The sequence below is a fragment of the Centipeda sp. (in: firmicutes) genome (assembly GCF_057271695.1).
This window is the reverse complement of record NZ_DBHIVL010000015.1, coordinates 1-14234: the sequence shown is the minus strand read 5'-3', so window position 1 is coordinate 14234 and position 14234 is coordinate 1. Positions and strand designations below refer to the sequence as shown.

Below are 14234 nucleotides of genomic sequence, written 5' to 3'. Positions count from 1 at the left end.
GATGCCGCTGCAGATGATGGTATTGAGCCTCACGGGTGACTGCAATCTTGCGTGCCGCTACTGCTATGCATTCGGGCAGGATCGGAGCATGATGACGTGGGAGACGGCGCGGTGCGCGATCGATCTCGCAGCGGCGGGGGGAGCTCCCTTTATCCTTCAGTTCTCGGGTGGAGAGCCGCTGTTGGCGCTTCCTCTGCTGCGTCGGATTGCGGACTACGTCCGCACCAATCGGATACGGGCACGCATGGATCTGCAGACCAATGGGACGCTGCTGACCGAGGAGACGGCAGACTTCCTACACCATGCGGGCATCGGCATCGGCATCAGCCTCGACGGCAGACCCGATGTTCACGATGTGCACCGCTGCTACCCCGATGGATGCGGCTCGTCGATGGATGTGATCGCGGGGATTCAGTGCCTCGGCCGGCGTGGCATCGCGATCGGTCTGACCTGTGTTGTCACGGCGGAGAATGTCGGGAAGCTCTCAGGCATCATCGAGATGGCATACTATCTCGGCAATGTGCGCCGTGTGGGATTTGATCTCCTGCGCGGACAGGGGCGCGGCACTGCTGTCCGCCCCGCACGCGAGGAGGAGATGGCACAGGCGATGGCAGAGGTCTTTGTGCGAAACGAACACCTTGGACGGTTGCACGGATACCGCATCGCGATTGCGCAGGAGGAGCAGGCGGCATGCCTTTCGCAGCGCACGGGCGATGGCTTTTCACATTGTCATGCGATGAGCGGGGCGGGCGTACACGTTGATGCCGTGGGGAATATCTATGCGTGTTCCTCCTTTGTCGGCGATGCGCGTTTTCTGCTCGGCGATGTGGAGCACGGCATCGACGTTCGGCGGCAGGTGGAGGTGGCACATGAGATGCAGGATGCTATGGCGTTTTGCAGCGCGTGTGTGGATTTTACGAGCTGCGGCGGCGCGTGTTACGCACGCAGGGCGGGGCAGGAACATCCTGCCGCATCCGATGCCGAATGTGCGCTGAAACGTGCGGCGATAAAGGCGGCAGGTGTTTGAGGAAACACCGATAAACTGCTTGTATTTGTCTATGGGAATGTTCTTATCTGTCGGATGATGCCCACATCTCGGCAGTTGATGATATAGATGTTGTTGTATCTAAATTTTAGGAGGAAGAATTAAATGACAAACTACATTTCAAAAAAGATTGTCATGAATGTGACAGCAGCACTTGCTTTTGGACTTGTGTCCACGGGGGGGGGACATGCCTTTGCAGCGGATGCGGATTCGTCTGCAAGTGAGCATATGCTGGACGAAACTGTCGTCACTGCGACGCGTACGCCGAACAAGGAATTGAAAGCAGATGCGAATATTACGGTGATTACGGGCAAGGACATCGAGCGTCGCCACTATACGGATCTGGCACAGGCATTGCGCGATGTACCGGGGATTACCATCAACCAGTATGCGCCGGCGGGATATAACAACAGCAATGTGCTCTACATCAATGGCTCAAAGGATGTAGTCCTGATGGTCGATGGTGTGCGGCAGAATTATGTCGGCGATCCCATAGGCAGCACGACGACCTCCATTGCTTCTGCGATGAAGGATCTCAGCGGTATCGAGCGCATCGAGGTGCTGCATGGTTCGGCATCGACACTCTACGGCTCGGATGCAAAGGGCGGTGTCATCAATATCATCACGAAGAAAGCACAGGGGATGAAGACGACGCTCGGTATCGGCTACGGCAGCTACGGCCGTCAGCAGTACAGCATCGCGAATGCCGGTGGTGAAAACGGCTGGGATTGGCGCGTGAAATACCAGAAGGATAAGAGCAGCGACTTCAAGGACGCACATGGGAATACGACCCCGTCCCATCTGGACGCGGACTCGATCAGCACCCATATTGGTAAGCAGGTTAGCAAGGCATCCTATATTGCTGCAAATTACCGCTCCTATAAAGACGAAAACCGTTACCAGGGACGTTGGGAGACTCCGAAAAACGGCGATACGGATTACTTCGATATTGATTTGTTGTGGAATGTCCAAATTGACGACACTACGAAGAATCAGATGAGTGTTTCGCGCAGCCTGTATAAGTATAATCTCTATACAGATAGGTATAGAATGGAAAATCAGGGATGGAAGTTCAGCAACCAATTTGACAAGACCCTTGGACACCATCTTTTGACCGCAGGTTTTGAATATAAAACGGATAAGGTCACGGCAGAGTCATTTGGAACGGTTGCTCCGAATGGGAAGAAAATGACAAATCGCTCCTTCTATTTGCAGGATCAGTGGAGCATTCTTCCGACGCTGAAACTCACGGCAGGTCTTCGTCATGATCGTCACTCGTCGTTTGGCAGTCACAACAGCTCAAGCATTAGTCTTGGCTATGACATTGACCCCGTGACACACACCTATGTTTCCTACAATGCTTATTTCATCACACCTACACCGGGGCAACTTTATGGCTCGTTTGGAGCAAATCCAAATCTAAAACCGGAGGTCGGCAACACGAAGGAGATCGGCATTGCTCGTGACTTTGGCAAGGGACTTAGTCTGACAGCAAGCTATTTCAAACGTCATTCGACGGATTGTATCAGATGGGCAAGTGGTTTGTATCAGAATATCGGCGATGAGGACGCACACGGCTGGTCGCTGCAGCTTGACAAGCGCGTCGATTCCCACTGGCGCACCCGCGTTGGCTATACACAGACACATGTCGGCAAGACGAAGCAGTATGGTGTGAATATTGACGGAACATTGCCCCGCGATCAGTGGAACATCGGCATAGACTATCGCAATCGTGACTTTGACTCGTCTCTCCTTGCACGAGGGATGGTGGGGCTTGAAGGGCCGTCCGATGCGATTGGTAAATTTCTTCCCACGGATAACTACTGGGTCGTCGATCTCGCGATGAACTATCAGGTTGCCGATGCAACGAAGGTGTATCTCAAGGTGAACAACATCTTTAATCAGTTCTATGCGGAGAAGTCCAACGCACGTGCTTCATGGTGGGGGGCAGCCGAACAGTGGTGGACGGCACCCGGACGCAACTTCATGATCGGTGTCGAGCAGAGTTTCTAAGGAATATCATACTGTGCAGAGGAAGCAAGGGAGGAGCTGTGGCAAGCTGATTGCCGTAGCACCTTCCTTCCTCATGAAAGGAAATCGGAATGAAGAAGAGGGTAACATACCCGTTTGCTGCTATCGTTGGGCAGGAGGAGATGAAGACGGCGCTTCTCCTCAGTATTGTGATGCCGTCACTCGGAGGGGTCCTCATCAAGGGGGAGAAGGGGACGGCGAAGTCTACCGCCGTCCGAGCGGCTGCCGCACTTTTGCCGGATCTGCATGCGGTGCGCGGTTGTGCCTGCCACTGTGATCCTGCGTCCCCCGAACTCTACTGTGATGCGTGCCAAGAGAGACGAGCAGAGGGGGAGCTTCCTGCGGAGGATGTCCCGATGCGCGTGGTGGAGCTGCCCGTCAGTGCGACGGAGGATCGTGTGGTCGGAACGCTCGACATGGAGGCGGCGATCCGAGACGGGCGCAAGGAGTTCGAGCCGGGCATCTTGGCAGCGGCGAATCGCAACATCCTCTATGTGGATGAGATCAATCTGCTCGAGGATCATATCGTCGATATTCTTCTCGACTCTGCGGCGATGGGTGTTAATACCGTGGAGCGCGAGGGGATCTCTTATGCGCATCCGGCGCGGTTTGTCCTCATCGGGACGATGAATCCGGAGGAGGGGGACATCCGTCCGCAGCTTCTCGATCGCTTCGCGCTCTCCGTGACTGTTGCGGGTGAACGCGAGGCAGAGACGCGCGTCGAGGTCATCCGCCGCCGCATCGCCTACGAACGTGATCCCGATGCCTTTGCGGAAATGTATGCGGCAGAGCAGAAGCACCTGCGCACGCAGATTCTTGAGGCGCGTGTACGTGTTCCCCGTGTGACGGTGCCGGATGCTGTCCTTGACTACGCGGCGCAGATCTCACTGACGCTCGGGGTCGACGGGCACCGTGCCGACATCACGCTCATCAAGGCGGGCATTGCACATGCGGCACTTGCAGGGCGCAGTGCGGTTACGGCGGAGGATCTGCAGCGCGTCAGCCGCCTCGTCCTCGCACACCGCATGCGCCGCCGCCCGTTCGAGGAGGGCGCGGTCGACTGGACTGCGGTGGATGCGATCTTGGGAGAATAGCTTTTCGGAGGAAAGATTTTGAATATCCCGCGTTATCCGTTGACGGCCATTGTCGGACAGGAGCACGCACGGCGCGCACTTTCGATTGCACTTGTCAATCCGCGTGCAGGCGGGCTTTTGATCTCCGGCACACGCGGCACGGCAAAGTCTGTTCTCGTTCGTTCAGCAGCACCCTTTACCCCGACGGGACAAATTATGGAGCTGCCGCTTGGAGCCTCGGAGGACATGATCTTCGGTACAATCGATATAGAGACGGCACTCCAACAAGGGGAGCGGCAGCTGCGGCACGGGCTGCTGCATCGTGCGCACGATACCATTCTCTATATGGACGAGGTCAATCTCCTGCGGGAGGACATTCTGACTGCTGTGCTGAAATGCGCGGGAGACGGCTTCTTTCGCCTTGAGCGGGATGGGCTGTCGTTCACCGAGGAGGTTTCCTATACGCCTGTCGGCACAATGGATCCCGCAGAGGGCACGCTCCGCTCGGCTCTGCTGGATTCTTTCGGTATGTTTGTGAAAATGGAGGAGGAGGGGGACACGGCGCAGCGGCGCACGATTGCTGCACGTGCGATCGCATACGAGCGTGATCCGTCGACGTTTTGTGCGGTGTACCGTACACAGGAAGAGGCGTTCGGGGCGATGATCTGCCGCGCACGTGACTTGCTGCCGCGTGTGGAGGCACCGTCCGCCATTCTGCGCTTTGCCGCTTCCTGTGCTGCGCGTGCGCATTGTGTCGGCAACCGTGCGGAGCTCTATCTCATCGAGGCTGCACGCGCGATTGCGGCGCTTGCGGGCAGATCGTTCGTCATGCCCGCAGATGTGGAGGAGGCTGCGGTATTCGTGCTCGTGCATCGGATGAGCCGTCCGCAGGAGGAGCAGCAGCCGCTGCCGCCTCCGCGTGAGGGGAATGTGCCGCAGCGGGAGCGGGATGATCTTCCCAATGAGCTGCAGGAACCACCTCCCCCGCAGAACGATGGAGATGCACAGCCTCCTCAGGAGCATACGCAGGAGAACGAACCACAGGACGGAGCAGATGACCCTCCTCCATCGGAGGAGGAGCCGTGTGCGGAGGATGAGGATCGCGTTGCCGCTCCGCTCGAAAATGTTATGGCACGGCTCTCGCTTCTCTCCATGACGATGCGGGCGCAGGGCGGGAAGAGCGGCAGGCGTGACATCATTCAGATTCATACGGCGGACGGGCGTGGTCTGCGTACGGATCTGCCGCGGCGCGGTGCGCGCCTCGATCTTGCGCTCTCCGCTACACTGCGTGCGGCAGCTCCGCACCAGCGCACACGAAGAGGGGGGCAGGCGGTTGTGATCCATCCCGAGGATGTGCGCGTCTGGGTGCGTGCGAAGCGGTCGGCGGCGCACATCCTGTTCCTCGTTGATGCGAGTGGGTCGATGGGCGCACGCGAACGCATGCGGACGGTGAAGGGGGCCATCCTTGCCCTCCTGCGGGAGGCATACCAAAAGCGTGACTGTGTTGGGCTCGTTGCCTTTCGGCGGGATCGTGCAGAGACGCTCCTGCCGATGACGCGCAGCGTGGAGCTGGCGGAAAGAGCATTGCGCGACCTGCCGACGGGCGGGCGGACGCCGCTTGCCGAGGGGCTCGCCCATGCATATCGGACACTGCGTGAACTGGAGCGCAAGGGCAGCGAGAAGACGGTGCTGGTCCTCGTCACAGACGGACGCACAAATACCAAAGAGGGAGATGCGGGCGTGCAGCGTGCCCTGCGTGCAGCAGAGGAGATCGCGGAGACCGCGGCACTTACCCTTGTCCTCGATACGGAGCGTTCCGTTCCGCGCGTCGGTGTTGCACCGGAACTTGCGCGTCGGATGGCAGCGCAGTATTATACGTTGGAACGGCTCTCGGCGGAGGGCGTACTGGAGATTGTCCGCGCATCCCGCAGGATGCAGAATCGGGAGAACGGAAGAAGATGAAGATTACAGTCTATACGAATATCCTGCGTGTCCGTGTACTTGCGCGTCGATGCGCTGCGTATATGGAAGAGCCCGAGGTGTGCGTGTGTTCTGTCAGCGGCATGGACAGCTGGGAGGAAATGCATGTGGCGGCGGATCTCCATCTCTTCCTTTGGATGGGGACGGGTCTTGATAATGAATTCCTGAAGAAGGCATCACGCTTTTTACAGAAGCATCGGATTCCGCATCTGATCGTTGTGGACAATGCCGAGCACGACAAGGTGACGTATGGCTTTTCGGAGGAGCAGATCCAGACCGCATGGGCATATTTCCGTTACGACGGCGAGGAGAATATGCGCAATCTCTTCCACTGGCTCGGCAGGGAGTTCGGGGGACTTGCCTGCACAGCAGAGCCGCCTGTGCCGCTCGCGTGGAACGGCATCTATCATCCCGACTGGGCAGGGAATCCCGAGGATGCGGCGGGCTATCTCGCCGCGCACTGTGATGCGGAGCGTCCGACCGTCGGTGTGATCTTCTACCGCTCTGAGTGGATTACGGGGGATTTCACCTATCATGCGGCACTCATTCGTGCCATCGAGGCGGCGGGGATGAATGCGATCACCGTTTTCTCGAACTCATATCGGGACGAGCGCGTGGAGTCTCCGACGCTGATGGAGGCGATCAAGAAATATTTCTGCCCGCGCGGGCAGTGCATTGTCGACGTGATCGTCAGCACGATGAAGTTCTCGATCAAGGCGGGCGGCACGCGCATCGAGGATCTCTATGTGCTCAGCGTCCCCATCCTCGAGGCGTATACGGTACTCGCGCCGATGGAGGAGTGGGAGCGCTCTCCCGCAGGCCTCGACCCGATGGAGGTCTCGATGAGCGTCGCAATGCCCGAGTTCGACGGCGTGATCCACGCTGTCCCGATTGCGGCAAAGGTGCGCGACGAGAGCGGAGAGATCAGCTATGCGGCCCTAGATGAGCGCATGGAGCGGATCGCACGCAAGGCGCGGAAATGGGCGGCACTGCGGCATAAGCCAAATGCGGAGAAGAAGATTGCGATCGTTTTCCACAACTATCCACCGACGAATTCAAACATCGGCAGCGCGGCGGGACTGGACTCCCCCGAGAGCGTGCTCCGTCTGCTCACGGCGATGCGTGCCGCAGGCTATGTCATGGATGAGATTCCTGAGAGCAGCAAGGCGTTTATGAAGCTGCTGACGGATCACGCGACGAACGACCGCCGCTTTATGAGTGTGGAGCAGGCAAAGGCTGCCGACGGGCATCTGACGGCGGCGCAGTACGGGGCGTTCTTCAAGGAGTTGCCCGCGCAGGTGCGTACGCAGCTTGTGCGGGACTGGGGAGAGGCTCCGGGGGATGTGTTCAATTACGACGGTGCGCTCCTCGTCCCGGGCACGCTGAATGGAAATATCTTTATCACGGTGCAGCCGCCGCGCGGATTCGGTGAGGATCCCGGCAAGCTCCTGCACTCGCCCGATGCCGCGCCCACACATCACTACATCGGCTACTATCATTGGCTGCGCGATATCTGGCGGGCAGATGCGGTCATTCACGTCGGGACGCACGGCTCGCTTGAGTGGCTGCCGGGCAAGGGGACGGGGCTCTCGAATGCGTGCTATCCGGATGTCTCGCTTGGCGATCTGCCGGACATCTATCCCTACTGGATCACGATTGTCGGAGAGGGGATTCAGGCAAAGCGGCGCGGTGCGGCATGCCTCATCAGTCATCTCTCGCCGCCGATGCAGCTTGCGGGCGGATTCGAGGAGATCGAGGAACTGGAACAGGCACTCGATGAGTACGTCCACTTTCGCGCAGCACAGCCGGACAACATCGAGGCTGTGCGGGATATTGTCCGTGAAAAGGCGGCTGCCTGTCATTTTGAGGATGAGATTGATGAGGGTGATGATTTCGACGATTATACGGCGCGCCTCCACAACTACGTGACCGACATCAAGAATATGCAGATCCGTACGGGTCTGCATATCCTCGGCCGTGCACCCGAGGGAGAGCGCCTCATCGACTTTGTGTGCGCGCTCGTTCGCATGGAGCACGGCGGGGCGGCCTCGCTCGTACGCCTCATCGCAGCACAGGCGGGCTATGACTATGAGGAGCTGCTGACGCATAGCGAGCGCATGACGGCGGACGGCATGACCTACGGCAGGAAGCTCGATGCGGTCGAGTCGGAGATGCGGGCGATCATTGCCTTTCTCGCGGAGCGCGATTATACGGCGGAGGCTGCGGAGGCGGCGATGGCGCTACCCGTGATTGCTGCTGCTTCGGCGGAGAGCCATGCGGCGTTTTCGCATGCGCTGCACGAGGTTACGGAGAACATCGTCCCGCGTCTGCAGAAGACGGAGCAGGAGATCACGGGAACGCTGCGGGCGCTCACAGGCAAGTACATCGAGCCGAGCTCTGCGGGTGCACCGACCACAAACGGCACCGACGTGCTGCCGACGGGGCGGAATTTCTACGGCCTCGACCCGCGCTGCATGCCGACGCCCGCTGCATGGGAGTACGGCAGGCAGCTGGGTGACGCCCTCATCGAGCAGTACATCAGCGACGAGGGGCGTTACCCTGAGGCGGTCGGCATCGTCTTCTGGGCGGGCTCGAATATGCGCAGTCACGGGCAGTGTATCGCCGAGCTCTTCTACCTCATGGGCGTGCGCCCCATCTGGCGGCGTCCATCGCAGCGCGTATGCGCGCTTGAGGTGATTCCCCTCGCAGAGCTGAAACGCCCGCGTATCGACGTGACCGCACGTATCAGCGGGCTGTTCCGCGATGCCGTGCCGAATGCCGTGCACTGGGTCGACGAGGCGGTGCGCATGGTGCGCGATCTCGAGGAGAGCGACGAGGAGAACTATGTGCGCAAGCACGTCCTTGCGGATGCCGCATGGCTTGAGGGGCAGGGCGAGGCGCAGGAGAGCGCGTGGGAACGTGCCTCCGTGCGTATCTTCGGCGATCCGCCGGGTGCGTACGGTGCGGGCATCGGGGATCTTCTCGAGTCAAAGGCATGGGAGACGCTGGACGATCTGGCGGCGGTCTACACGCGCTTTTCGGGCACGGCATACGGCGGCGACGGCCTCGCGCGCGGCTACGATCCCGACTTGTTCCAGCGGCGCATGGCGGGGCTCGATGTCACTGTGAAGAACGAGGACACGCGCGAGACGCATATGTTCAGCTCGGATGACTACAACGCGTACCACGGCGGCATGATTGCGACCGTGCGGGCGCTGACGGGCAAGGCGCCGCGCTCCTACACGGGCGACTCGAGTGATCGTCAGCGCATTGTGCTGCGCAGCGTGGACGAGGAGGCAGCGCGGCTCTTTCGCGGGGAGGCGATGAATCCGAAGTTCATCGAGGGGATGAAGGCGCACGGCTACAAGGGTGCCTCCGACCTCGCGAACTATCTTGCGCACAGCTATCAATGGGACGCGACAAGCGCCGTGATGAAGGACTGGATGTACGAGGGCTACGCGCGCAAATACGTGCTCGACGCGGGGATGCAGGACTGGATGCAGGATGTCAATCCGTGGGCGCTCCACCGCATGGCGGAGACCCTGCTCGAGGCACAGCAGCGCGGGCTGTGGAATGCCTCCGAGGAAACGCTCGCGGAACTGCGCAGTCTTTACCTATCCATCGAGGGCGATCTTGAGGAACGGGCGGAGGGCGCACAATGAGAAGGCATATCCGCGTATGCGCTGCTCTCACGATGATTTTTGCCGCGCTGTTGATCGGTGGCTGCATAAACTCCTCGGAGCAACAGGCGGGCGGCTATCAAATCACGGACGTGGAGGGCACGGTCGTCACGTTTGCACATAAGCCGCAGCGTATCCTGACGGTCAGCGCGGGGACGGACGAGCTGATGCTCGGTCTCGTGGAGCCGGAGCGCATGGCGGCGATCAATGAATCGCTCGCCGATCGGGAGCATACGAATATCCCGTGGGTATGTGACCGGATTCCGACGGTCATCCCCCGCAGCCCGTCCGTCGAGCAGATTGCCGCACTGCATCCGGATCTCGTCGTCGTGACACCGTGGATGCCGCGTGAGAACATCGATGCCATCCGCGAGCTGAACGTACCTGTCGTCGTCTGTAAATCCGCCGCGATGATGGAGGATATTCACGCCAACATCCGTCTCTTTGCGTCGGCGGCCGGTGAGCCGGAGCGCGGGGAGAAGCTCATCGGCAAGATGGAGGACAAGCTCGCCGAGATCCGTGCGAAGGTGGCTCAGGTGTCCGAAGAGAAGAAGCATAAGAGCATCGCGCTCATCTCGATCATGGTCAACTATGGCGGCGCGGGCTGCACCTTTGACGAGCTCTGCCGCTGTACGGATTCGATCAACGCGAAGGCGGCGGCAGGCAACCGCATGGGGCAGGAGATGACGAAGGAGCAGCTCGTCGCGGCGAATCCGGACTATCTGTTTTTCCCGAGCTATGAGGACGGCGCAACGAATGAGGAGAACTACGGGCGGCAGTATCTTGATGATCCATCGCTCGCACAGATGACTGCCGTGCGGGAGCGGCAGATCGGACATCCGTGGGCGCGCTACGTCTACAATCTCTCGCAGAACATTGTGTATGGTATTCAGGAGACGGCGTGGATTCTCTACGGCGACGACTTCAAGCAGTCGCGCCACGAGTTTCTCACTGCCGTGGAGTAAGGAGATCCCATGAAAAAAATCGCGTTCTATGGCAAGGGCGGCATCGGAAAATCTACGACCGCCGCGAATGTGTCGGCTGCGTTTGCGCAGATGGGGCGGCGCGTCTGCCAGATCGGCTGCGATCCGAAAAATGACTCGACCCGCCTCCTGCTCGGGCGTATCGCCCCCTCCACGATCCTCGACCTTGAGCGCGAGAAAAAGGGGGCAGCGCTGACGCTCGCCGATCTCGTACACGAGGGCTGGAACGGCGTGCGCTGCATCGAGGCGGGCGGCCCCGACCCCGGCGTCGGCTGTGCGGGGCGCGGCATCATCGTGGCGCTCGAGCGGCTGAAGGCGCTGCACGCCTTTGACGATCTCGACGTCGTACTCTACGACGTGCTCGGCGATGTTGTCTGCGGCGGCTTTGCCGTGCCCATACGCGAGGGCTACGCCGCCGAGATCTACATTGTCTCCTCGGGCGAGCTCATGTCGCTCTATGCGGCAAACAATATCGCAAAGGGCGTGCAGCGCTTTGCTGCGCGCGGCGCGGTGAAGCTCGGCGGCATCATCGGCAACGGGCGGGACGTGCTGCGCGAGCAGGAACTCCTCACCGCCTTTGCCGCGCGCATTGGCACGCAGCTCATCGCCTATATTCCGCGCTCGCGCAGCGTGCACGAGGCGGAGATTCATCGGCAGACGCTTATCGCCTACGCGCCGGCGTCGGAACAGGCGCAGCACTATGTCGCGCTCGCACAGGCAATCGATACGAATGAGATGCTGACCGTGCCGACACCAATGGAGTTCGAGGAGCTCGAGGAACTGGTGGAGCGCTATGGGAATTGAGGTTAAGCGCGTCGGCATACGCCGTACGAACTGCAGCTGCAGCATGCCGGGGGTCTGGCGGGCACTCTCCTTCGTGCGCGGCGCACTCGTCGTCTTTCACAGTCCGCGTCCGTGTGCACATATCGCGCACGGCATGGATGTGAGCAGTTTCCATCGCTTGACGGCGGCGGGAACGTCGGTGCGCCTCTCGCCCGTACCGCTCCTGACGAGCGGTCTTGGGGAGAGCGAGGCGGTCTTTGGCGGAGAGGAGCGACTGCGGGCCTGCATCCGTTTTGCCGTACAGAAGTATCATCCACAGGCGGTGTTTATCGCAAATTCCTGTGTCAGCGGCGTAATCGGCGATGATACGAAGGCGGTTGCGGCAGAGATGGAGGTGGAACTTGGACTGCCTGTCACTGCCGTTTCGGCGCATGGCTTTCTCGACGGGGAATACTATGCAGGATACCTCGATACCGCGCGTGCGCTTGTGGATCGCTTTATGCAGCCCGCCGTGCAAAAAGAGGGGACGGTGGTTCTCCTTGGCGACTGCGGGGGTATGCACGGAGAATATGTGAAGGAACTGCGGCGGCTGCTCTCTTTGCTCAATTTGCGCGTGACGGGACAGTTCCCATCCTACCTCGCACTTGATGAACTGCAAGCAATACCGGAGGCGGAGCTAGTCATCCTGCTCGGCCGCCGCATGGACGATGAGAAGCAGGCGCAACTGGCAGAGCTGGCGGAACACATCAAGGAACGCTTCGGCACATCGTATCTTGCCGATGTCTATGCGGTTGGAGCGGAGGAGACCATCCGCTGGCTCCGGCGCGTCGGTCAGCTCTGTCACCGTGCGGAGGAAGCGGAACGTGCCATCGCAGCGGAGGAGGAATCCTTTGCCGCTGCCGTGGAAAAGGCACGTACGGATCTTGCGGGGCGCAGATGTGCGCTTGCCATCGGTCGCGACCTCTCATGGTTCCAGCCGGAGATCGTCCTGCGCCTGTTGAAGAAGGCCCGAATCACACTGTCCGGCATCGTTCTGCTCGACTGCTTTCTGCCTGCGCGACGTGAAGTGATGGAGGAGGAACTGCGTCGTCGGACCGATGTCCCCATCCATCACGAGGGAGATGCTGCGGCAGAGGAATTGCTGCACAGTGTGGACTTTGTCCTCACAACGCATGAACTCGTCGATACGAAGCTGCGGCAGCTCTTTCTTGCACTGCTGCCGTCGGTCGGTTGGTCGATGGAGCGTCGCCTGCTGGACGATATGCGACGGATTCTCCATCGGCATGAGAGCAGGGGAGGGCTGATCTATGGCTGACCGCGAAAAATCTTTCGACGACGTGTGTATGTGCACGGATACCTGCGCTCTTGCGGGGGCATCGGCATTCTTCGCGGGAATCAAGGACGCGGTTATCGTCGTCAACGGACCTCTCTGGTGCTATTTCTTTGCGATGCGCCACATCGAACACAGTCAGCCGACGATTTCGCCTCGCATGGTCTGTACGCAGCTTGACAATGACGCGATCGTGTTCGGGGCGGAGGAGTATCTGTGCGACACGCTTGTAGCCTATGTGGAGGAGCCGCCCGCCCTGCTTGCCGTCATCAGCAGCTGTGCAGCGGGACTCATTGGCGACGATGTTGCGGCGATTGCACGTGGGGCGGGGTTGTCCTGCCCGATTGTCGCGCTCGATACGAGCGGGCTTACCGGCAGTTTTGCGGACGGTTGGGATAAGGCGGCGCGCAGTACGCTTCAGGCATTTCCTCCGATGCGTCAGACACCAAAGGCGAATGCGGTCAACCTCATCGGTATGACAAGCGCTTACTATAACGGCGGGAACGATGTGCGTGAACTTGTCCGTCTGCTTGAGATGGCAGGATATGCGGTGAACGCGGTCCTTGGCAGCAATATGTCCGCTGCAGAGATGAGCGGGCTTGCGTGTGCGGCACTGAACATCGTGGTGCACGATGAGCTTGGTCTGGAGAGTGCTCGCCAGCTCAAAGAACTCTGCGGCACACCCTATATCGCACCTCTGCCGCCATACGGGCGTGCGGGGACGCGAAGCTGGCTCGCGGAGATCGGACGCATCCTGCCCGCCCCCTGCGGCGGTGTTGTGGAGGAGGAGATCGGGCGCGTTATGCGCGAGGACTTCCTGCGCATCAACGAGTGCAAGAGCCTCTGGGGCGAACTCTGCTATGAAACGGCTGTGATTCGCGCTCCGCGCTCCGTTGCGTGGGGGCTTGCACAGGCACTGCGGACGGAGTGGGCGGACGTGTGCCATCTCGCAGTGGCAGCAGAGGTTGGGGGAGAGCAGACAGCAGCTACCATCGCAGATGAGATCCTCGGTGAGACGGATGTCCTGCGCATCCGCGAACTCATCAATGGGTTGGAGGGTGGGCTTCTGCTCGGCAGCAGCAATGAGTCTGCACACATCAATCCGCGCACGGCTGCCTATCTTCCCGTCGCCTATCCCGTGCAGGATGCCCTGCATTTGACCGAGGCACCCTTTATGGGACTGCGTGGTGCGCGTCATATTGAGGAGCAGCTGTGGAACGGTAATATCTTGCGGCGAAAGATCTCTCTTACATAGAGGAAGCCGCACAAAGGAAGCGCTGATAAAATGAAGTCCGTCAGATTGGCGTAGATTTTTTCGTCCGAACAAGG

At 59.9% G+C, this 14234-nt stretch carries 9 protein-coding genes; all 9 read left to right on the top strand.

Annotation, left to right across the window (positions count from 1 at the left end):
• Nucleotide 1 precedes the first annotated feature (1 nt).
• Nucleotides 2-1027, top strand: a complete 1026-nt coding sequence (locus ACO6BQ_RS03895; protein WP_489119627.1) for a radical SAM protein — start codon at nt 2-4, stop codon at nt 1025-1027.
• Between the two features lie 123 nt (nt 1028-1150).
• Nucleotides 1151-3058: a TonB-dependent receptor plug domain-containing protein gene (locus ACO6BQ_RS03890; protein ID WP_489119605.1), complete on the top strand. Its 1908-nt coding sequence runs from the start codon at nt 1151-1153 to the stop codon at nt 3056-3058.
• Between the two features lie 89 nt (nt 3059-3147).
• Entirely contained in the window at nt 3148-4170 is a 1023-nt protein-coding gene (locus tag ACO6BQ_RS03885; protein ID WP_489119604.1) for a magnesium chelatase ATPase subunit I, read from the top strand.
• An 18-nt stretch (nt 4171-4188) separates the two neighbouring features.
• Entirely contained in the window at nt 4189-6111 is a 1923-nt protein-coding gene (locus ACO6BQ_RS03880) for a VWA domain-containing protein (RefSeq protein ID WP_489119603.1), read from the top strand.
• A complete protein-coding gene (gene cobN, locus ACO6BQ_RS03875; protein WP_489119602.1) occupies nt 6108-9791 on the top strand; it encodes a cobaltochelatase subunit CobN in 3684 nt (1227 codons plus the stop codon). The genes ACO6BQ_RS03880 and cobN overlap by 4 nt, the downstream gene beginning before the upstream one ends.
• A gap of 32 nt (nt 9792-9823) precedes the next feature.
• Nucleotides 9824-10774 carry an ABC transporter substrate-binding protein gene (locus tag ACO6BQ_RS03870; RefSeq protein WP_489119626.1) on the top strand — a complete coding sequence of 317 codons (951 nt, stop codon included), beginning with the start codon at nt 9824-9826 and terminating at the stop codon, nt 10772-10774.
• Between the two features lie 9 nt (nt 10775-10783).
• Nucleotides 10784-11596, top strand: coding sequence for a nucleotide-binding protein (locus tag ACO6BQ_RS03865; protein ID WP_489119601.1), 813 nt, complete (start codon nt 10784-10786; stop codon nt 11594-11596).
• Nucleotides 11586-12890, top strand: a complete 1305-nt coding sequence (locus ACO6BQ_RS03860; protein WP_489119600.1) for a nitrogenase component 1 — start codon at nt 11586-11588, stop codon at nt 12888-12890. The genes ACO6BQ_RS03865 and ACO6BQ_RS03860 overlap by 11 nt, the downstream gene beginning before the upstream one ends.
• Entirely contained in the window at nt 12883-14160 is a 1278-nt protein-coding gene (locus ACO6BQ_RS03855; protein WP_489119599.1) for a nitrogenase component 1, read from the top strand. The genes ACO6BQ_RS03860 and ACO6BQ_RS03855 overlap by 8 nt, the downstream gene beginning before the upstream one ends.
• The last annotated feature ends 74 nt before the right edge of the window (nt 14161-14234 follow it).

What these genes read in the sequence shown, in the direction of transcription:
- ACO6BQ_RS03895 (WP_489119627.1), top strand. Translation starts at nt 2, where the DNA reads ATGCCGCTGCAGATGATGGTATTGAGCCTCACGGGTGACTGCAATCTT.
- ACO6BQ_RS03890 (WP_489119605.1), top strand. Translation starts at nt 1,151, where the DNA reads ATGACAAACTACATTTCAAAAAAGATTGTCATGAATGTGACAGCAGCA.
- ACO6BQ_RS03855 (WP_489119599.1), top strand. Translation starts at nt 12,883, where the DNA reads ATGGCTGACCGCGAAAAATCTTTCGACGACGTGTGTATGTGCACGGAT.
- cobN (WP_489119602.1), top strand. Translation starts at nt 6,108, where the DNA reads ATGAAGATTACAGTCTATACGAATATCCTGCGTGTCCGTGTACTTGCG.
- ACO6BQ_RS03865 (WP_489119601.1), top strand. Translation starts at nt 10,784, where the DNA reads ATGAAAAAAATCGCGTTCTATGGCAAGGGCGGCATCGGAAAATCTACG.
- ACO6BQ_RS03860 (WP_489119600.1), top strand. Translation starts at nt 11,586, where the DNA reads ATGGGAATTGAGGTTAAGCGCGTCGGCATACGCCGTACGAACTGCAGC.
- ACO6BQ_RS03885 (WP_489119604.1), top strand. Translation starts at nt 3,148, where the DNA reads ATGAAGAAGAGGGTAACATACCCGTTTGCTGCTATCGTTGGGCAGGAG.
- ACO6BQ_RS03870 (WP_489119626.1), top strand. Translation starts at nt 9,824, where the DNA reads ATGATTTTTGCCGCGCTGTTGATCGGTGGCTGCATAAACTCCTCGGAG.